General features: G+C 41.8%; 16 protein-coding genes. 10 read left to right on the plus strand and 6 right to left on the minus strand.

The genetic code is table 11. From position 1 onward, the window contains the following. Window positions 1-38: 38 nt before the first annotated feature. Both QNI15_RS23400 and QNI15_RS23405 read left to right on the plus strand, forming a co-directional pair. Entirely contained in the window at window positions 39-581 is a 543-nt protein-coding gene (locus QNI15_RS23400; protein WP_314033854.1) for an RNA polymerase sigma factor, read from the plus strand. After that, window positions 575-2,143 (plus strand): outer membrane beta-barrel protein, encoded by a 1,569-nt coding sequence (locus tag QNI15_RS23405; RefSeq protein WP_314033856.1) that lies wholly within the window; start codon window positions 575-577, stop codon window positions 2,141-2,143. Before QNI15_RS23400 ends, QNI15_RS23405 begins: the two co-directional genes overlap by 7 nt. A gap of 160 nt (window positions 2,144-2,303) precedes the next feature. Here QNI15_RS23405 and QNI15_RS23410 read toward each other — a convergent pair whose 3' ends face one another. From QNI15_RS23410 to QNI15_RS23425, 4 genes are all read right to left on the minus strand, one after another. Next, complete coding sequence (locus QNI15_RS23410) at window positions 2,304-3,014, minus strand: ATP-binding cassette domain-containing protein (RefSeq protein WP_314033858.1); 711 nt, start codon at window positions 3,012-3,014, stop codon at window positions 2,304-2,306. A 467-nt stretch (window positions 3,015-3,481) separates the two neighbouring features. Further along, window positions 3,482-4,648, minus strand: coding sequence for a T9SS type B sorting domain-containing protein (locus QNI15_RS23415; RefSeq protein ID WP_314005394.1), 1,167 nt, complete (start codon window positions 4,646-4,648; stop codon window positions 3,482-3,484). A gap of 67 nt (window positions 4,649-4,715) precedes the next feature. Then, window positions 4,716-7,607 (minus strand): T9SS type A sorting domain-containing protein, encoded by a 2,892-nt coding sequence (locus QNI15_RS23420; protein WP_314033860.1) that lies wholly within the window; start codon window positions 7,605-7,607, stop codon window positions 4,716-4,718. A 96-nt stretch (window positions 7,608-7,703) separates the two neighbouring features. Then, on the minus strand, window positions 7,704-8,636 hold the full coding sequence (locus tag QNI15_RS23425) for a PorP/SprF family type IX secretion system membrane protein (protein ID WP_314033862.1): 933 nt from the start codon (window positions 8,634-8,636) through the stop codon (window positions 7,704-7,706). 215 nt (window positions 8,637-8,851) lie between these two features. Between QNI15_RS23425 and QNI15_RS23430 the strand changes: the two genes are divergently transcribed. The 4 genes from QNI15_RS23430 to QNI15_RS23445 all read left to right on the plus strand — a co-directional run bounded on the left by QNI15_RS23430 (window position 8,852) and on the right by QNI15_RS23445 (window position 14,798). Then, on the plus strand, window positions 8,852-9,424 hold the full coding sequence (locus QNI15_RS23430; RefSeq protein ID WP_314005385.1) for an RNA polymerase sigma factor: 573 nt from the start codon (window positions 8,852-8,854) through the stop codon (window positions 9,422-9,424). Continuing rightward, window positions 9,421-10,599, plus strand: coding sequence for a hypothetical protein (locus QNI15_RS23435; RefSeq protein ID WP_314005384.1), 1,179 nt, complete (start codon window positions 9,421-9,423; stop codon window positions 10,597-10,599). Before QNI15_RS23430 ends, QNI15_RS23435 begins: the two co-directional genes overlap by 4 nt. Window positions 10,600-11,432: 833 nt before the next feature. After that, window positions 11,433-13,979, plus strand: coding sequence for a TonB-dependent receptor (locus QNI15_RS23440; protein ID WP_314033864.1), 2,547 nt, complete (start codon window positions 11,433-11,435; stop codon window positions 13,977-13,979). Between the two features lie 432 nt (window positions 13,980-14,411). Next, complete coding sequence (locus tag QNI15_RS23445) at window positions 14,412-14,798, plus strand: hypothetical protein (protein ID WP_314033866.1); 387 nt, start codon at window positions 14,412-14,414, stop codon at window positions 14,796-14,798. A 42-nt stretch (window positions 14,799-14,840) separates the two neighbouring features. Here QNI15_RS23445 and QNI15_RS23450 read toward each other — a convergent pair whose 3' ends face one another. Then, window positions 14,841-15,548 carry a hypothetical protein gene (locus tag QNI15_RS23450; RefSeq protein ID WP_314033868.1) on the minus strand — a complete coding sequence of 236 codons (708 nt, stop codon included), beginning with the start codon at window positions 15,546-15,548 and terminating at the stop codon, window positions 14,841-14,843. Between the two features lie 433 nt (window positions 15,549-15,981). Between QNI15_RS23450 and QNI15_RS23455 the strand changes: the two genes are divergently transcribed. Both QNI15_RS23455 and QNI15_RS23460 read left to right on the plus strand, forming a co-directional pair. Then, the gene (locus QNI15_RS23455) at window positions 15,982-17,085 is read left to right on the plus strand and encodes a helix-turn-helix domain-containing protein (RefSeq protein WP_314033870.1); all 1,104 of its coding nucleotides are present in this window, start codon (window positions 15,982-15,984) and stop codon (window positions 17,083-17,085) included. A 71-nt stretch (window positions 17,086-17,156) separates the two neighbouring features. Continuing rightward, window positions 17,157-18,311: a serine hydrolase domain-containing protein gene (locus QNI15_RS23460; RefSeq protein ID WP_314033872.1), complete on the plus strand. Its 1,155-nt coding sequence runs from the start codon at window positions 17,157-17,159 to the stop codon at window positions 18,309-18,311. A gap of 397 nt (window positions 18,312-18,708) precedes the next feature. Here QNI15_RS23460 and QNI15_RS23465 read toward each other — a convergent pair whose 3' ends face one another. Next, the gene (locus QNI15_RS23465; RefSeq protein WP_314033873.1) at window positions 18,709-18,990 is read right to left on the minus strand and encodes a winged helix-turn-helix transcriptional regulator; all 282 of its coding nucleotides are present in this window, start codon (window positions 18,988-18,990) and stop codon (window positions 18,709-18,711) included. Between the two features lie 254 nt (window positions 18,991-19,244). Here QNI15_RS23465 and QNI15_RS23470 point away from each other — a divergent pair, with 254 nt between their 5' ends. Continuing rightward, window positions 19,245-20,036, plus strand: a complete 792-nt coding sequence (locus QNI15_RS23470) for an SDR family oxidoreductase (RefSeq protein WP_314033921.1) — start codon at window positions 19,245-19,247, stop codon at window positions 20,034-20,036. A 23-nt stretch (window positions 20,037-20,059) separates the two neighbouring features. Continuing rightward, entirely contained in the window at window positions 20,060-20,383 is a 324-nt protein-coding gene (locus QNI15_RS23475; RefSeq protein WP_314033874.1) for a nuclear transport factor 2 family protein, read from the plus strand. The last annotated feature ends 46 nt before the right edge of the window (window positions 20,384-20,429 follow it).

The raw sequence follows: 20,429 nt of genomic DNA on the forward strand, positions 1-20,429 counted from the left end.
TATAATAGCAACATCACTCCTTTTTAACTTTAAACTACGTGCATTCAGAACAGGAAATCATTGCGGGATGTCAGCAGCAAAAACCAGCTTTTCAGGAAAAGCTGTATCAGCTCTATTCCCGAAAGATGATGGCTGTCTGTATGCGGTATACACGGTCCAGATTTGAGGCAGAAGATATATTCCACGAAGCCTTTGTCAGGGTGTTTGCCAATATTCACACATACAATGGAGGTTCTTTTGAAGGATGGTTACGACGTATTTTTGTAAATACTGCGATTAACCATTACCACAAAAACCGTAAATACCAGGATCATCTTGACTATAGTCTGGTAGAAGAAAGCTCTCCGGCAGAGGATGATATAGTAAGCCAGATCAGCAGTCAGGAATTGCTGGCACTCATCAATCAGTTACCAGAAGGGTATCGACTGGTATTTAATTTATATGTAGTAGAAGGGTTTACCCATCGTGAAATTGCCGATATGCTCCAGATTGCCGAAGGAACTTCCAAGTCCCAGCTGGCAAAAGCGAAAAATTATCTAAAGGATCTTTTGCATAAATATTCAATCTCTGAGAAATGCTGAACGAAAAAGAACTGGAAGAAATCCGTCGCAAAATGATGGAACTCGAAGAGGAGCCCCCTGTGCAAGGTTGGGCATCTATTCAGGCAGAGATACAACCTAAGCGTCGCTGGCGTCTGTTTGGCTGGCTGGCAGTACTGCTGTTGGTCACAGGATCAGTTGCTTTGCTGATAAAGTATAGAGATCATATCTCACTACACAAACCTGCTCCTGAAATGGCAGGAAATAATCGTCCGGTAACAGAGTCAACTCATAAAAACAATAAAACTCAAAATACAGAATCAGCAGATACACCATCTTTACATATATTATCCACTCAACAAGAAAAGGTAGCATCAGCAAACAGAAAACCTATACGATCTGTTAATAAAACAACTGTAACTATTTCCAAATCTAAAAACAAGACTAAACCATCTGAGACATCCGGAGAAGGAAGTACTCTGGGTACTGATCGCCATAAAACACAAAAAACAGTTACCAGAACTCAGTTTTCAGAACTACCTGTTGATTCTCCATCAGATGATTTGACAATAGTAGCCAATACATCCAAAGAGAAATTGTATCGTAAACGAGGTAGTTCAGTCCGAAGACCGGATGCAAAGGTTTTGAATGAACCAGTACGTACAGCCGTCACCCATTCTATAAAACAGGGTACTCCTATTCAAAAGGATAATGACTTCAGAAAAGGAACAGGTAACGATTCTGTCGAACTGTTTGTGCCTTCTATCCATTCCCTGGCATTCCGGGATATTACACTTCAACAAACCGGAGCCGTTAGACTACCTGCTATTACACCAAGATTTCAACCTGACAGTATACCACAAGCAGAGTCTCCGATTAAACCCACTATTCCCTCTGAAAATAGAGCTGGATGGTCTGTCGGTCTGTTTGTCGCACCACGTTATACCTTCCGAACATTTGTACCATCCACCTCAGATGATATTGTGATCATCCGGATGAATAATGCTAACTCTTCTCTCAAAGATCGTCTGGAGTATGTATGGGGGCTGAATGTTCGCAGAGATATTACAAAAAGATTAGCTCTGGAAAGTCATCTGATGGTATCTCAACTTAGTGAGAAGCTAGGCTATTCCTACAGAACAGATCACATTGAGGAACTTATTCGTACAGTGACTGCTCCAAATCAGGTTACGATAACACCCGTATATGAAACCGGACAAAGACAGGTAGCTAGTAACTATACTTACGGTGGACTTAGAATAGCTGCTACTTATTATTTTAAGGCGAATGGACGCCACCGGTTTAATCTGACAATGGGAAGTGGTGTCAATTTGTTACTCAAAGGCCAGACTCGTCAATATGTAAATGGCCAATTGGATCAAACGACTACATTTCCTTCAAAAGAGAATGTATTAAAGCCGGTAAACTATACTATTCTGGCAGGTATTGGCTACAATTACATGCTAAATCGCAACTATGAATTAACAATCATGCCTGCATTTAATTATTCGTTGGCTTCTACCTATACTCAACAATCTCCTTTTGGATTGCGTCCCTATTCGGTAGGAGTTCACTTACAACTAATGCGAAAGTTGGGTAAATAGAGCCTATAAACAGAGTATGTAATTGGTATAAATCTGTATCACCTGAAAGTAATTCAGGTTTATACCAATAGATTCTACTACTTGCCCGGCGTGAAATTACAGCAAAACCAGAATGCTTCAGTGGTCTTGAAATATATACTTGCCGGATGTGTCTGTTGTATCAATGCTCTAGTTTACCTGGTGGTAGATATCCCCACCGTTCCAGTTCCTCCAGGTTTTTGATATGCTTACAGACGCCATTTGTAAGTAATACAATCCGATCACTGATTTCGATAATATTCCGGTAATCATGATCGGTGATGATAAACCCTATATGAGATGTGTACCTACGAATCAAATCCATAATAGTTTGTCTGTATATTGGCTCCACATAGGAAAAAGGCTCATCCAGCAAGATAAATTTGACATCCATACTAATCAACAACAGCACCTCAAAGTACCTCCGTTCACCCCCTGATAATTCAGAAACCCGTTTGGCATAAAGACTTTTTACCCTTTCATCTGACAGCAAAGTGGTTTTGCCAGAATCGGCGTGAATATATAAATCTATGATTTTTTTCAGTGTCAGGCTTTGAGGCAAAAAACCGTGTTGTGGTAAATAAGCTATCAGATCACCTTCCTTATACGGATGCGTATATGCCTGTCTGTTGATCCGGATACTTTTATTTTCTGTTTCCAGGGTTCCAAAGATAATCTTTAACAGTGAAGATTTCCCACAGCCATTTCTCCCCAGAAGACCCACTATATCTCCTGTGCAGCATTGCAGGTAACAATCTGTTACAATGTTTCTGGAACCAAAAGAAAGCATAATGCTATCTACCTCCAGTACATTTTTTAGAGAGGTATCATTTGCCAGATCAGAAGAAAGCATAAGCAGAGTAGTAGATTAATACCGAATGATATACCTATGAGAAGAGACTTTGAAATGCCTTGATTAAAATAAAAATAATATTGATTGGCATACCGGAGATGGAAGAAGAGGACAGCCAGAACAAAACCAAAAATGCTGAATGACACAATAAAGAAAGGAATACTTTTCAACAGAATGCCTATTAATCCAGAGAAGGGAAGGTTAACAAACGTTATTGTTTTGTAGTACTGCCAGACCAAACGAAAGGTCTGTAGGCTTCGTAATGGGCTCATTGCATTCTCTTACACTATGGATTTGAACAGATACCACACTGAGATCTGTGTTTATGGGAGAATCACAATAAACATACCAGAAATGAAGACTTTACATTTTTAGCTCAAGTATCCATCCATTTTGTTAATCACAAAAGAAGTGGTAGAAAGGAGTTTGGATATACTATCTTACTAATAGCTTCAAGATAAAGTTTATTACCGAATCACAGTAATTACTTTTTTATCAGCAGCATTACTACCAACAAGGATATAATTTCCCATAGGAACCAGGTTGCCGGACTCATCGGTAGCGTCCCATTCGGAAGGCGTAGAGAGGGTTTTGAGAAGCTGTCCGTAACGGTTATATATTTTTACTACTCCCTGAGAGGGAATGTAAAAGGCATCAGCTACTCCATCCCCATTGGGAGAAATGACAGGAACACAATCTGTTGGAGTGCTTACATTGATAGTTGTACTGGCTATTTGCTGACATTGTAGTGCATCTGTTACAATCAGTTCATAACTGCCCGGAATCAGATTATCAAAGCGATTGCCAACAGAAGTGATTGTTTCATTGCGACTGGTTTCCCGTAAAGCCAAACGATAGGGCTTTGTTCCACCTGTAATAGTGGATATGTCAATTTCCAGAGTGCCTTTTTGTTTCTCACAGGTAGCATCTGTAAACGTAGTCACCAATTGTGTCAGATTGATACCAGGAGCAATAGAAACACTTATCTGCTGCTGTGTAAGACACACCGGAGACAAAAACATAATTGTATAATTACCTGGCTCACTACGAGTCACATCAATTACACCCGTAGATTCATTCAAAGTTAACCCCTCTGATGAAGTATAGGTCACCTGGCTTACTGAACCTGTAAAAACTGGAGCCTGCAAACCAGCCTCTTTACAAAACGAACTACTGTTATATCGAATTGTACTGGCTGTGCCCTGTAAGGTACTCAACTCACTAATCCCATCCGGTGCAAACTGATTGGTATGGCTGATAATACCTCCACTGGCATAAGTTACCTGTACATTTTCACTGATGCAGTTTGTACTTTTTTTCCAGACTCTGAATGTAAATACCTCTCCTGTCTTAAATCCCTTGTTTGTGCCATCATCCCCATACGCCGTTAGCGCAGCTGGTTGTTTTTGCCACTCGATATAGCCACCACAGGTTTTTACACCCAAAGAATCGTAAAACACACCAATGGCATCTCCTGCTTCCAGTGTTACTCCGTTAACAGTAAGCGGAATGGTGTTTTTGATAAATATCGTATGATTGACACCCGTAGGACGTACTTTCCAGGGTATATTCTGCGCGGTGAGCATACAGCTCCAGCACCAGAATAAAAGTACCCAGATATGTCTGTTTGTCATCTTGTTATACATATAACTTTGGAAAGTCGGCGCAGCCTGAAAGACTGCGCCTGTTTCTTCAATTTACTTATTTTACAATGATCAATTTACTTCTCAACTGCTGACTACCTGTCTGAATCACACATAGATACTGTCCCGGAGCCAGATGGCCTACTGATAGGGTAGTTCCTTGTAGTGAATCTTTCTGTACTTCCAGCACTTTTGTACCCATTAGTGTATAGATACGAATAGTAGCCGAGCCAGTTTGTTCAGTCAATGTCTGTATCTGAACGCTTTCTCTGGTTGGATTGGGATACAGCGTAAGCAACTGTGAGTTTACCTTGTCTCCTGTATGCAATGTAACCTGGCTGGCAACCTGTATTGAGTTAGAGGCATAAGTTCCATTCCCTTTTTTATACGTTGTGGACACTTCTACTTCCTGCTGACGATCCTGTTTCCATACTTTCAGATTAAATGGGGTATTGGCCTGCATTTTTTCATTTTCCCAGATAGTTACAATCAGGTTTTCGCCTGTATACTGTCCGGCTCCTGCCAGTGTTCCTTCTGTTGTATAGACAGCTACCTCATCCCCTGCTACCAGCACCTTACCAAGAATTTCATTTGGCAATACAAGCAACGCATTGTTAGCTGTTGTAGTTACAGGCAAATCATAGTGAGTGGTACTTTTCTCTCTGGCTGCACTTTCTCCTGTTCTCATGCCTGCCAGTGAAGGATAGCGAAAGTCAGGAATGGCTTTGTTCATCGAAACCTTATAGGCCAAACCAGGTTTCAGTGTACCTATCTGATCAATAGGAGGATTTATAATATGAGAAGGCAGGTAGTTATAGGCGACTACATTCGCTGACCCTGCCGGATATTCGTTGCTCTGCACAAAGGTAACGCTGTTCTCAATTGAACCCAATGCAGCTGTAAGTGAAACCGGATTACTTCCGAAATAAGGTAGAAAATACGGATAGGTAGTATAAGGGATGCTTATAGGTGTTTGCGGATCAATCTTTTTACCACAAACCGTTAGCACCTCTTCCTGTACTACCAGTACTTTGTATCCTTCCAGGATATTCCAGCTGCCAGTATTGATGCCGTTCTGTGGAGCATACAATATCTTGCCTGCGGCATCTTTTACCAGAATATTCTGAATAGAACCGAAAATAGTTTTCATCGTTGTATCTGCGGGATGAACATTCAGTGAAATCAGGTTCCAGCCCTTGTGTAAAGCTATGACCTGCTGAACACATGGAGCCACTGTGTGTAAGGCAGAAATACTGCTAAGGCCATTGGTTGCATAGCTACCTGCATGCGTATAAGGACTTGTTGTAGTGTAGGTTGCCACTACCTCTATTTCTTTCTGGTCTGAAGCACGCCATACTTTTAGAACAAACGATTCACCTGTTGTAAACCCGTTTTTAGGAGTAGCAGTTGTAACCCAAGCATTCAGTACCTGATTGTCTCCTGTCCATTTCACCATTCCTCCATTGACCTTGTTCCCAGCATTGTCAGTAAAAAACACACCAATATAATCTCCAACACTCAGCGGACTGCCTTCAATAGAAGAAGTCAGTGTGGCAGGCAGCACAATCAGGTGATTTTCCCCTCCGCCAATTACAGGTGTCCAGGGACCGTTTGATTCTATCTCAATCGTAACAGGATTACTGGTTAGTGTATCGTTAGGATAAGCAGGGTTGGTTACTTTGGCAGTGTATACTCCGGCATTTGCCAATGTCAGAGACGAAAATACCAGCTTGTTGGTTTGTGTGGTTGCTACCAGTACTGCATTTTTATACCAGCGGTAGGTACTTGTTGTAACGGTATTATCTACATCCAGGTCAATAGTATATGCATCGCCTTGTTTCAACTTGATCGTTTTTGCAGACCCGATTTCACCCTGGTTATAACTATAAAAACGATTGTTTCCATTTCCATTTCCTTTTTTCAGCAGTTTCTCACGGGTAGGTACCAGTGTCAGTAAGTCATCAAAAGTTAGCTGGTTGCCCTGGACAAAAAGTTGTTCCATATTCAGATGAGAGATATCTGGCAGCGAGGTAAATTTATTATGGGCCAAACGCAGATACTGCATGTCGGGATAGTTAGTCAGATCTGGCAATGAATCCAGTTGATTGCTTCCACAGGAGATAAAGCCAAGTTTGGTATTGGCTGAAATATCCGGAAACTCAGTGAATTGATTTTGTGAAAAGTCAATTCCCCATAATACAAGATTGTGCGATAAATCAGGTAATGAAGTTAGCTGATTGCCATGACATTGTAGCACGTCCAGTTGAGTAAGAGCAGCAAGAGAAGGCAATTGTGTCAGTTGATTGTAGGATACATCCAATGTAACAAGATTTTTAAAATCGGATAGATCAGGCAGAACGGTTAATTGATTACTGTCGCATTGAATCAATGCCAGACGTGATTTGACAGGCAACGAGAATGCAGGAAAAGAGGTAAACTTGTTTTTTCCAAATCTTAGAAAAACCAACTTGGGAAGTGACGATAAGTCTGGCAATGAACTGATCTGATTGGCAGAGCAATTCACTTCGATCAAGGCTGTATTCTGGGAAAGAGCAGGAAATACAGTAAATTGATTCCGGGAAAAGTCAAGGCTTTTTAAATTAGTGAGTGGAGAAAGATCCGGTAAAGAAGTAAGCTGATTTCCACCACAGCCCAGAAAATTCAGCCCTGTGAAGTATTGAATGCCTGCTAGATTTGAAATCTGGCGATTGTAGCAGAAAATTGTATCGATAGTAGCAGCTTCGGCGACAATCAATTCACCACTGGAAGTTAGGGTATGGGGAAATTTGTCACGCAGGTATTGACGGAAGTTCGCATCCGGAATGGGTACAGTTTGGGCAAACACCGTTTGAGCACTGGCCAAAAACAGAATCATTACACACAAAGCAGCAAAGATCTGTCTGTTTAGCGACCGGATCGTATCACTCTTGGTAGAGTAAAAATCTCTCATGTAGTTAGTTTTCATTGAATGACTGATAAAAGTTTGAGTAGTAGTGTATGCTAGTACTACATCCTTTCTCTTTTGAAAGTAACCCCTGTATTTTATTTATTTTTCTTCCTCTTCTTCTTTTTCTTCTATCTTCCTCTTTTTCAACATATAAAAGCTAAGTGTAAACTCGTATGAATTAAAGCGGGCCACCAGTCTGTTGGGTACAGGTGCCGTATAAGAAAAAGCTGCCTTGACATAGCCTCCCAACACAGGCAACCGTTCAAGCCCTGCCAGAAAACTAAAATTCTCTTTATACTTCATCGATACGCCTGCCATAAACAAATCATTTAGTACCAGTCCCATATTACCCTCCCACAAAGTCTGGTAGGCAGGCACATGCCGTATTAGCAAAGCCGGATATAAGCTTACCTGCGAACTAAGAGGAATAGGTTTGCGAAGACTTAGTGTGTAATATCGTTTCAATCGGGTAGTTTCCTCAATGGGCCTGAGCTTTCCTTCTGTCAGCTGGTTAACCGATACCCCTATATGTCCGTTCTGTTTGTCGAATAGCCACAAACCCAGTCCCGCATCCGGTGTAGTGGCAGATCCGGAAGAACTCACACTGGTTCCGGATACGGTATAGGAAGCAAAGCCTACAGAAGCACCACTGGCAAGAAATAGTTTTTCGGAAAGGCGAACCTGCAGGCTATACAATGCATACATCCGGTTGCGACTCAGATATTGTCCTTCTTTGTCCCCAATGAAGTTAAAGCCTACCACATGGCGCGGAAAATGCTCATCTTGTTTATTGGAGGATGTAAGTTTTAGCGTAGCATTGGCATAATGGGTATAAATATCACTCCATGCATTGGTATTGAACTGCCTGCCGATAGTGACAGCCATATCTGATTGAGTAGAAATGCTGGCTGGATTGATTAGAAAGTAGTTGTTAGTGAATTGGTTGAAAGGAATTGGCACACCAATTACCTCTTGGGCATAAGTTTGTATACAGAGCAGAAACAGGACAATGCACGCCCAGATTGCCTTCATAAAAAAAATCTTTTGTTCACAAAATGACTAAACCCTATTGCGGGTGAAGGTATTACAAATAAAACAATAGAAAGTAACCCTTTTGAAGAAAAAAAAGTAAAAAATAGCTAAATGTAGTATTTGCACTACAATCTATCATTTTTTGAAAAAGATTAGATTCATGGGTTACTTTTACTTTTTGTATGTGTAGTACCTCTATACAACTACGCTAATTGGTGAATTATTCAGACAAAGAAATACTTCAGGCTATTCGTTCCGGAGAGGATGACAAGGCTTTATCAGCCTTGTATAAGAATCTGCTGCCTAAAATAAAGAGCCTGATCAGGCAAAATGGAGGCGGACAGGATGATGCACTGGATATTTTTCAGGATGCTATTCTGATCTTCTATAAACAGGTAAAGATGAACTCCTTTAATGAAACCTACTCTATTGCCGGCTTTGTCTATACTATAAGTCGCAACCTGTGGATTAATCAGGTAAAAAGAAAAAAACGGAGCATAGAAATAACAGATTCCGAAATACCCCTGGAATTGGATGACAACATTCTCAATCAGCTTATGACAAAGGAACGGGAAGAGCTGGTAGTCAAACTACTTGCTTCACTGGGAGAGACCTGCCATCGGTTATTAACGTATGTTATCTTTCATCGTTTATCGATGAAGGAGATTAGTCAGAAAATGGAGTTTAGTTCCGAAGACGTTGCTAAGACAAAGCATTATAAATGCAAGCAACGACTTATTCAATTGGTAAAAAACACGCCGTATACACAGGAAATACTCAGAGGATGAACACAGAAAACGAACGTATTGACTGGATTGAAGCCTATCTTTCAGATAGCCTGTCACCTGAACAGAAAGCTGCTTTTACACAACAACTTCAGACAGACCCTACACTGGCCGAGGAAGTGGAACTCCACCGGATGGCGAATGACGTTATTATAGATCATGCCTTGCTTGATCTGAAGGCCAAAATGATCACTCAATACCGACCTCAGTATCAGCAAACGAACTACTTAGGAGGAAAACGAGGTAGCATCTGGCTTATTACAGGTATTGTGGTACTTTCGGCATTGGTAGCAAGTATAGTTTATTTCAAAAGCCAGTCCACATCTGGCTCAAAAGAGACAAGTACACAGCCTATTCATCAAACGGAGAAACCTGCCTCACAGCCCATGGTGACTGTTCCGAACAAAAGCACATCAAAGCCAAAAGAGCTTCAGGATAACACAGAAAAGAAACCTGTACCAAATCCTAACGTTAGCATTAGTAAAAAAGGTGCGACTAAGGCAAAAGATTCAGCATTGGTATCTACTTCAGTATCGGTTATACCTGCTCCGGTGAAGGAACCTACAAAAACAGGCGAAAATTCTGTTACCAAAGAAGCCGTTAGTCATACGCCTGCTAAGATAGTTTCAGAAGGGTCCAAGGAGACAGAGGTAAATTGTGCAGGCATACAATTTACGGTAGCCGTTCAGACAGAAGAAAGCTGCTCAGATGGCTCTACGGGGAAAATTATCTGTGACTTGACCTCGATAAAAGGTGGCACACCACCATATCAACTGTCTATCAATAAAGGTGCCTCCTTTCGGAAGACGCGTCAGTTTGACTACCTCTCACCCGGTATGTACTACCTCACGATCAAAGACGCCAGTGGATGTCAGTATACATTGAAGGATGGCATTGAAATCCAGGCCAAAGATTGTGCTACTCCTGAGGAATATGCCTTTTCTCCTGATTTGGGACAGGTATGGACCTTTCCGTTTGGGAATGACACAAAGGGTACCCTACACATCTTTAACAGAGAGGGTGTATTGGTGTATCGCGCAGAAATTCATAATGGATTTCCAGGCGAATGGAACGGGCAAGGGAATCAGGGGATACCTGTACCAATGGGACAGTACCGGTTCTTGTTTGATGAAGGAAAAGGAAAACAGACGCAGGGTAGTGTTTCTGTGTTGCGATAATAACTTTTTGGTAGACTGAATTATAAATGTGAACAGAGTTTATGTTGTTTTGTATAGGCTCTGTTCTTCGTTTATTCAAACTCACAATTATTCTTCTTCGGCTTCTTTCTTGTCTCTATCTTCGTTTGTTTATAGTACCTTTCATTGTTCTTCCACTAGCCTCTTCATTTTTTGCTTGCCCAAAAAACGAAGCAAAAAAGGGCACTTTCTGCCGAACCTCCCCCCCGCAAAGCCAGGGGCTTTCCTCGCGGCAGAAAGATTGCCAACGCACAGATACAACGGTTCGCGTTGAAAGGAATCATAGCTCTATTTGTATCATCTAAAAGATGATCCTAAACTATTTATTGGATATTCCTTATAAACTCAGCTAGTACAATAAACTCAGCTAGCACATGTTACAAAGAGAATTATGATCACTTCAATCGTGTGTGGTGGTGTAGGTGCGTTTGCCTCCCTTTTCCCGCGAGGTTGGCCTTTGGCCTTGCGGGCGGAAGGATCGGGAAAAGGTGCCCTTTTTTGGTTACTTTTTTGGGCAAACAAAAAAGTGACAGGGCGATAAGAAGAGATATGTCCTGGATTTTAAACTAACATTGAATACAAACAAGCAAAAAATGAAGAAGAATGATTTGTGATTCTGAGATAATATTGAACATAAGCTTACATAAAATATAATTAATCTGTCCCCTACCAAGACAAAAAAACTACTCTAAAAAACTTATCTCTACTAAATCTATAGATTTATAAATATTTCTACTAACTTGCTGCCGCACAGACAATCAGCTACTGTATTTTTTTAACACTTAGCCAAAATTTTAACCCTAAAAAGAAATACAATGAAAAAATCATTATTGGTAACTTTCCTGGTTTTCATAGGGATAGCCAATGTATTTGCTCAGGAAACCATTTCCGGAGTTGTTAAAAACAGCAAAGGCGGAGGCGTAGCTGGCGCCAATGTAACAATCAAAGGAACCAACACCCATGCAGCCGCTGATAGCACAGGAGCCTTTAAAATAACTGCCAGCAAAGTTCCTTTTACACTTCGTATCAGTTCTGTCGGTTATCGTTCCCTGGAGGTTCAGGTAGCTGAAGTATCCGCAACCCCACTGGAAATAAGCCTTGTGGATGACAATATCCTAAACGAAGTAGTCGTGACCGCCCGGAGACGCAGCGAAACAGCCCAAGAAGTACCCATTCCTATCTCTGTAGTAGGTGGAGCCGTAGTGGAAGAAACGGGTGCATTTAATGTGAACCGTGTAAAGGAACTGGTACCTACTGTACAACTCTATTCTTCCAATCCACGTAATACGACCCTTAACATCCGTGGAGTGGGTTCAACCTTCGGACTTACCAATGACGGTATTGACCCAGGTGTAGGTTTTTATGTAGATGGAGTTTACTTTGCTCGTCCGGCAGCCACTACACTGGACTTTATTGACATCGAACGCATTGAAGTATTACGTGGCCCACAAGGAACGCTCTTTGGAAAAAACACAACAGCCGGTGCGTTTAATATTACCACCCGTAAACCCAGCTTTACACCTGGCGCCAGCTTTGAGGTAAGCTATGGTAATTACGGCTATATACAGGCAAAAAGTGCGGTGACAGGGCCTCTAGGTAAAAAGTTTGCTGGTCGTTTATCGTTTTCAGGAACACAGCGGGATGGTACAATCTATAATGTAGTCTCTGAGAAACACATAAATGATCTGAACAACCTCGGTTTCCGGGCACAATTGCTTTATATCCCAAGTTCTACCGTACAGATTACACTGACTGGTGACGCATCTCGGCAACGACCTGAAGGCTATGCACAGGTTGTAGCAGGAGTAGTACAAACTCAGCGTGCGGCTTATCGTCAATTTGATCAGATTATTGCAGATCTGAACTATCAGCTGCCAAGCCACAATCCCTTTGACAGAAAGATAGACCATAATACAACCTGGCGTTCTGGCAATGATCTGGGCGGTGTTGCATTGAATGTGGAAGCTTCAATCGGATCAGGTACACTGACTTCTACTACAGCATGGAGATACTGGAATTGGGATCCATCCAACGACCGTGACTTTACAGGGCTTCCTGTATTGACATTGTCACAGGCAACTTCCAAACACCAGCAGTGGACACAGGAGGTACGTTATGCAGGTAATGTGACGTCTAATCTGAGTGGTGTCATTGGTGCCTTTGTCATTGGACAAGACCTGAAAACAGATCCTTACCACATTGAAGAATCCGGTGCCGCACAGTGGCGTTTCTCTCAAAGCACTACCAGTGAAAAATGGAAAACCCCTGGCCTCTTTGATGGGTATGGTATAAAGACCTATTCCCGACTGAAAACTTTTGGCGCTGCCGTATTTGGACAGTTGGATTGGGCTATTACTCCGACCATCCATGTGCTTCCTGGCTTACGTTATAATTATGATAAGAAAGAGGTTGACTTTAACCGCCAGACCTATGGAGGATTACAGACCGACGATCCAGACCTGATAGCTTTAAAGAGACTGGTATACACAGATCAGGCATTTAAGGCAGATGTGGATGAGTCTAACCTATCAGGTCAACTGACAGTAGCTTACAGACCTAATAAAGGTATCAATGCTTTCGTGACTTACTCAACCAGCTACAAACCGGTAGGGGTTAACCTGGGAGGCTTGCCTACTGACAAGGGAGAAATACTAACTAATCTGGCACGTATCAAACCGGAATATGTAAATCACGTAGAAATCGGTATCAAGACAGCTCCAACACCACAGTCGTCATTAAATCTCGTATTCCATAACACGGATATCCGTGATTACCAGACTCAGGTACAAACAGCAGAAGTGGGTGTAAACCGGGGCTATCTGGCTAATGCGGATAAGGTGCGTGTGTATGGTATTGAGCTGGATGGAAATATTCGGGTAAGTTCTTATTTCTCTCTGTATGGTGCGGCTGCTTATACTATAGGAAAATACATTTCCTTCCCGAATGCACCTGTACCTCTGGAAGAAACAGGTGCATCGTCTTCCTTTAAGGATATTTCTGGCGGAGAGCTACCTGGTATTTCCAAGTGGGCAGGATCTGTAGGCGGCGAACTTAGTACAGGATCAAAACGCCTCCTTAACCAGGCAGGTAAATTCTTTATTGCAGCAGATGGATATTTTCGTTCTTCGTTTTCTTCGAGCCCTTCACCTTCCCGTTATCTTAACATTGACGGATATTCCTTGTTAAATGCCAGAGCAGGGTTCCGGGCAACCGATGGATTATCTGTTTTTATCTGGTCACGCAACTTACTTAACAAAAATTATTTCGAACAACTACTTCCTGCTGCCGGTAACGCAGGTCATTATGCAGCTGTACTGGGTGATCCTGCTACATATGGCATTACGTTGCGTTACTCTTTATAAGGGATAACGCAATCGTCAAAACCTTCTTAAACAAGCCTTCTGCTCTTTCCTATTTGGAATTGGCAGCAGGCTTATTTTGCTTATTTAAAGCCATAGAATAGACTATAATGGTTCGTTTGATAGAAATTGTTTAAGATGGTTAGCTGGTAAAGGCTACAAAATCTGCTCGTTCAGCTACTTTAAAGGTGATATTCCGGGTACATAAAATACTAAATTATCAGACCTGAATCTGGTATACATTGCTTAGTAAATGAAACAAAGCTGTATTTATATAATAATTATCCTTTCCAATTTTATGCTTGGAAAGCAATTGTTTATCTACGAACTCATCCAGATACTTGGCAGTAAATTAAATAAATAATGTTTACTTTTCTTGAAGATTCTAAATAGAAAGTGTATGGAAAAGCAAACAAAATTACTTTCACCAAAAACATGTATCCTATAAAAAACATCTTCTTTCTCTGCACACTCGGACTTTTGTCCACCAGCTGTTCGATGGTTGGCCAAAACGACTTTATCTTAACCGAACAGGTCGGACAGATCGGAGAGGAAACATTTCTGTATTCGGCGTTTCATACTGGCATTGACAATTACCGGATCGAATTCAAAGTTGCTATTGGTACCGATACGACCAATCTCTTTGATCTTTTTATCAATGATGCATTGTACACAAAGGAAAACACCTTTCATTTTCAGACAACCCACGACACACTAATTATTTCCTCACCGTTTCAGTTGTGTAAATCCTACTGGAAGACACAGAAGGGCACAACCATCGAAATCACTAACAATGCCAAAATAACCCCTTGCCAGGACTAATGCCCTTAGAAGGTACAGGTGTCTTAAAAAAGTAAGGTAGTATCAATTTCTGGGCTTGTAAAATTTCATTGTCTTTTTCACCAGGTCCAGTCTGACAATGCCACCTCTCAGACCAATATAAATGGTTTGTTCGTCAATTGCAGCAATTGAGTTCGGATACAAGGTCTGCCAGAAGGCATCTTTGAAAATCAGTTTCTTTTTGAAGTCCTTTAACAGGTAGAAGTTTTTATGTGTCACGATCAGTAACCTATCCCGATAAATTGTGAAAGCCTCAGGTGCATCTTCAAAGTCAAGGATCTTTCGGTAAGTAAACTTTTGATTTGAAATACTAAGTTCATATAGGGATCCTTCACTTATCGAAAGATGAGCAAGACCTTCAATAAAATAGATCTTATCCTGAAAGGAAAAGATGAATTGGATGTTGCCACTTTTAATTTCAACACTTTCTTTTGTTTTAAGGGTCGGCTTGAAGATCAACTTGCCTCCCCATTCTCCATGATCAACTCCGACCAGCATTCCTTTAGGTATCTTTAACTCAGTACTGTTCCTTTGTTCAACTTTGCTTATGGCAAGCTTACCACCAACGAGTTTAACACCGAATGCATTGGAACGGTTTAGTGCAGACCACTCTTCACTGCCTGATTTCGGTGGCAGGGTTTCGATGAAGTTGTCTGAAAGGGTAAGGGCACTTTGTCCGTAACAAGCAATGGACACGGCAAAAGCAACAATAAGAAAACAAAGACAGCGCATCAGATTTATAGGTCTTTTAGTACGTTTTATACTTGGATGATAAAGCAGCAATTATTCCATACCAGTACTGCGGAAAAATAAGTTACTATCCACCCTACCCAATAGGTAAAACATAGTATCAGCTAAGCTTTCCAACCACATACAATGGTTTAATAGGTTGATTAGTAAGTTTGTGGTATAAAACAGAAAATATTCTCGGGTAATGAAGTTGACTATCCATACGCCATCTTCTTTCACATCTCTACATACTATGCAGCATGGAGCCTCCAGAGAATACGATTTAAAAAAAGTAGAGAATCCATAACTCAAGTATTCATAGGTTATTATCTTTGTTAAACACCGCTTCCGGGCGCATTCACTTCGGAATGTACTGATTCCGCTGTCCATTCGTATCATTTATCCAGTCTTACCTTTGGTAGGAGCTCAACTACTGATGAAGATCAATTTTACTATTCTGGTTGTAACTGTACTGGTGGGTATGGTACATGGGTTGATCACCACTGTATTCCTTTTTTCATCCAGTAATAATCGCCGGGCCAACCGGATACTTGGGTTGCTGGTCCTGGGATTTTCATTGCAACTGATTGATTATTTTTTGAACAAGTCGGGTCTTTACATTCAGCACAGCGAATATTATTTTTTGCCTATCTATTTTTCACTAAGCTTTGGCCCTCTGATTTACCTGTATGTAAAAACACTGACCGTCCCCGGTACTTCATTTAGGTTTTCGGTTCTGTGGCACTTTGTACCCGGACTCCTCCAGTTTGTGTTTTACACAGCTATTAGTGTACGTACAGGTTCGTATAAAACTTATTTCTGGTTCAACATCCATCAGCCGGTAACGCAAAAAATAGAATTGTATGCGTCTTTTGTTTCTATAGGATGGTACCTGCTTTTGTCCCTTCATTTGTTACAAACGTACCGAAAACGAATGGACACCTACTTTTCCAACACTCGGAACCTGACGTTGAAATGGTTGACCAATCTGTTGCTGGGGTGGTTGGTTTTATACAGTGCCTGGTTACTCGAACATCTGTGTATGACTACCCCGGTAGGACTGCTGGAAGTGCTTATGCCTGTCTGTATTTATTGGATGGGATGGATGGGTTATCAGCAAAAAGATATTATAGTCCCACCGTTGGATGATCCGACTGAGGCTGCAGACACGGAAAAAGTGTCACACGACATTGCTCCGTCACTCGTGATGCGGATTCAACAAGCGGTTGAGGGAAAAAAATTATATCTGAATCCTTCCCTGACCCTGGCCGACCTGGCTACTGAGGTCAATCTGCCACCCAGGCAGGTTTCCTTTATCATCAACGCGCATTTTGGTAAATCTTTCAACAGCTTTGTGAATGAATACCGTGTAGAAGTTTTTAAAAGCAAATTGATATCGAATACCGAGAACCGCTTTACCATGCTTGGACTAGCACTAGACTCGGGGTTTAATTCTCAAGCCTCCTTTTACCGGATCTTCCGGGAGATCACTGGGCTAACGCCGAAGGAATACCTGAAAAAACTGTCCGAAAGCTCTTAAAACTTTCTCTCAAATCATCTTTTGAGAGGTTCCAGGCCCGGCAGGTGTGCATCTTTGGCAAAAAAGCAAAAATGAAAACACACACTACTCCGTTGGGTTTACGCAGGCCTGTGGTTCTGCTACCTACTCTCTTTTTATGGTTAGCCTGTATCGGGATTCACAGCTACGGGCAAACACAGGCGTCCCTAATCGATTCACTGGTAAAAGCTTACTACCGGGAAGGCAAGTTTGAGGGAGCCATACTAGTAGCCGATGCCGGCAAGGTTGTCTATAAAAACGGCTTTGGCTGGGCAAATCGGGAACGGAACATCCCTGCTACTCCAGGTACTATTTTTAGAATTGCTTCCCTGACCAAACAGTTTACGGCAGTGTTGGTCATGCAGTTGGTCGAAGCCCGAAAGATTGACTTGAATGGAAAAATCACAGATTACCTGCCCGATTATCCGAAAGAGGCAGGCAGCCGGGTTTCTGTTCATCACCTGTTGACACACACTTCCGGAATTCCGGAATTCGATTGCCCGAACTGTTCCCTACCTGACACACTGAAAAAAGCCTATGCGGTAGATGATCTGATACGACAATTTGGGAGAGGTAAGCTGGCTTTTATGCCCGGCAGTAACTTTCGTTACAGTAACATGGACTACTTTATTCTGGGAGCTATTATCGAAAAAGTTACAGGCCAGACCTACGAGCAGGTACTCTACAAGAAGATTATCAAGCCTCTGGGGCTTAGGCATACCGGCATGGATGCACCGGGCCTGATACTCGCAAACAAAGCACAGGGGTACTTCAGACAGGGAAACCACTATTCTCCTGATCCGGAAATACATATCTCTAATCTGCATGCTGCCGCTTCTATGTATTCAACTGTTGAGGATCTGTTGAAATGGAATCAGGCGTTGTATGCCAAACCCAACCGCCTGCTTTCCCGGCAATCATTGGATACGATGTTTAACAAAACCAATAAGCCATTGTTTCACCTGGGGTATGTTGGGTACAGCACCTGGATCTACCCGCTACAGCTGGACGCCACTAAAAAAGTAATCGTACATGAGCGCAGAGGAGAAGTAGGAGGCTTCCATAGCTCACTGGTTCGGATAGTGGAAGCTCAGCAGTCAATTATCCTGCTGAGCAATACCGGCACTCCTGATTCTGTCGGCGTTCTTTATGAGCTTTCTACGCAGATTGCAAAGATTTTGCAGGAATACGATAGAGTCAATGATTGAATATTGAATGAATTATACTGGACGATAGTATCTTGTATCCAGTTCTTTTGGCTGTTGGTCGGAGTTATGTACAGAGGCTGTGTCTAGTCCTAAAAGAAGGTAAATGTTCAATGGACGCTTTAAATTTATTGATATTAACTGTTCAAAAGGGGAAGGAATCAACGTCAAATCGGAATAAATGAGGGTATCGCTTGTAACTGCCAATCCCTTCAAGGAAAGATCTCACATCAATGACGAATACAGGAGACAAAGTCCAGATTTTAGTTAATGCAGGACAACATAAGTCATGCAGAATATTGGATATGAGTAAAACTCAAGCCTATTCCTTTTATAAGTGTGGGCTTGAATTAATTTTTAAGAAATCTCTCTTTCTGCGTTTCTTTACAATGCTTCTACATTAGCGGCTATCACTTTCGGCCTCAGGTTCCGAAATCAAACTACTGCTTTCTGAATTCAGCCGTTTTAAAATAACTGACCGTAAGTGCTCCTCATTTGTATCTCCCCAATTTCCCAATGCAGAAATTACGGGAATTAAGGTTTTACCTAATTCCGTTAAATCATACTCTACTTTTGGTGGCACAACAGGATAAATTTTTCGTGTAATCAATTCGTGGTCTTCCAGCTCTTTCAGCTGAATATTCAACACACGCCTTGCTGCATCGGGGATTCGGCGTTGCAATTAGCTTGGGCGTTTATGACCCTGATGGATAAACCAAAGCAAACGTATCTTCCATTTGCCGTAAAGGACTTCACCTATCAGATCAAGTCCACAATTCAGATTCGGTATTGTTTTCCTTTCATACATGTTGCAAGTTAAACGTATGTCTCCATTAGTGCAATAGGGGACTAATTTATCCGTATATGAATCGTAATTCCGTACTTGTGCAAACTGTTTTTACACGCCAATTTTGCCCTTATAAACGATTCTTAACCATGGAACAATTTAATTTCAACAATGAGTTATCAGGCAAGATTGCCTTGGTAACAGGGGGTACAAAAGGAGCCGGAAGAGCCATTGCAGAACGGCTTTTACAAGCGGGGGCGACGGTTATCATTACCGCAAGAAACGCACCGGAAAAAGAAAACAGCCAACTGCATTTTATTGCCGCCGATTTAAGTAAGGCAGAAGGAGCACAAAAAGTAGTCAGCGAAGTGCTATCGACTTATGGAAGGCTGGATATTCTAGTGAACAACCTTGGTTCTTCCGAAACACCCGCTGGTGGTTTTGCCGCATTAACGGATAAAGATTGGGAGTCAACCCTGCAAGCGAACCTGTTGGCCCCCGTTCGGCTGGACAGAGGATTTTTACCGCAAATGATTGAACGAAAAAACGGTGTCATTATCCACATTGCGTCTATTCAAGGCAAACTGCCGCTACACGATTCTACCTTGCCGTACGCAGCTTCAAAAGCAGGGTTGATCAATTACAGTAAAAGTTTATCGAATGAAGTTACGCCGAAAGGTGTCCGCGTGCTCACTGTTTCGCCAGGATGGATAAATACCACAGCATCGATAGCCTGGTTGGGCGAGATTGCAAGAAATGCAAATAGTACTGTAGAAGAAGCTCAGCAAAGTGTCATGGATGCGTTGGGTGGAATACCTTACGGCAGACCTGCCGAACCGGAAGAAGTAGCCGAATTTGTTGGCTTTTTGGTTTCACCCAGAGCCAACTACTTAACGGGAACAAATTTCGTCATTGACGGTGGCACAGTACCAACAATCTAATTCTAATTTAAAAGCGTACAAAAATGACCTTACCTAAAGTAGTAGACGACTTAGTCTCAGCACAGAACACCTTTGATAGTGTTGCCTATGCCAATTGTTTTTCCGAAACAGCGGTAGTATCTGATGAGGGAAAAACGCACAAAGGAAGAAAAGAAATAGAACATTGGATTGCCGATGCCAACGAACGATACAAGGCTGTCATGAAGCCCGTCAGCTTTGAAAAAAACGAAACGGAAAGCCTTTTAAAAGCAGAAGTTTCAGGAACCTTTCCCGGAAGTCCAATTTTGATGACGTTTCATTTAGAAATAGCCGATGAATTGATACAGTCATTGAAAACTACAGTCTAGAAAGGAACATGAGTCATTCCGAATTTTGGATGAGAGTTTGTTTTAC

The sequence above is a fragment of the Xanthocytophaga flava genome (assembly GCF_030068545.1).
Taxonomy (GTDB): Bacteria; Bacteroidota; Bacteroidia; order Cytophagales; family 172606-1; genus Xanthocytophaga; species Xanthocytophaga flava.

Bases quoted from the DNA above. Each gene is read 5' to 3' on its own strand.
- QNI15_RS23435 (WP_314005384.1), top strand. From the start codon at position 9,421: ATGAACACAGAAAACGAACGTATTGACTGGATTGAAGCCTATCTTTCA.
- QNI15_RS23470 (WP_314033921.1), top strand. From the start codon at position 19,245: ATGGAACAATTTAATTTCAACAATGAGTTATCAGGCAAGATTGCCTTG.
- QNI15_RS23420 (WP_314033860.1), bottom strand. From the start codon at position 7,607: ATGAGAGATTTTTACTCTACCAAGAGTGATACGATCCGGTCGCTAAAC.
- QNI15_RS23460 (WP_314033872.1), top strand. From the start codon at position 17,157: ATGAAAACACACACTACTCCGTTGGGTTTACGCAGGCCTGTGGTTCTG.
- QNI15_RS23445 (WP_314033866.1), top strand. From the start codon at position 14,412: ATGTATCCTATAAAAAACATCTTCTTTCTCTGCACACTCGGACTTTTG.
- QNI15_RS23415 (WP_314005394.1), bottom strand. From the start codon at position 4,648: ATGACAAACAGACATATCTGGGTACTTTTATTCTGGTGCTGGAGCTGT.
- QNI15_RS23450 (WP_314033868.1), bottom strand. From the start codon at position 15,548: ATGCGCTGTCTTTGTTTTCTTATTGTTGCTTTTGCCGTGTCCATTGCT.
- QNI15_RS23410 (WP_314033858.1), bottom strand. From the start codon at position 3,014: ATGCTTTCTTCTGATCTGGCAAATGATACCTCTCTAAAAAATGTACTG.
- QNI15_RS23425 (WP_314033862.1), bottom strand. From the start codon at position 8,636: ATGAAGGCAATCTGGGCGTGCATTGTCCTGTTTCTGCTCTGTATACAA.
- QNI15_RS23475 (WP_314033874.1), top strand. From the start codon at position 20,060: ATGACCTTACCTAAAGTAGTAGACGACTTAGTCTCAGCACAGAACACC.
- QNI15_RS23455 (WP_314033870.1), top strand. From the start codon at position 15,982: ATGAAGATCAATTTTACTATTCTGGTTGTAACTGTACTGGTGGGTATG.
- QNI15_RS23405 (WP_314033856.1), top strand. From the start codon at position 575: ATGCTGAACGAAAAAGAACTGGAAGAAATCCGTCGCAAAATGATGGAA.
- QNI15_RS23440 (WP_314033864.1), top strand. From the start codon at position 11,433: ATGAAAAAATCATTATTGGTAACTTTCCTGGTTTTCATAGGGATAGCC.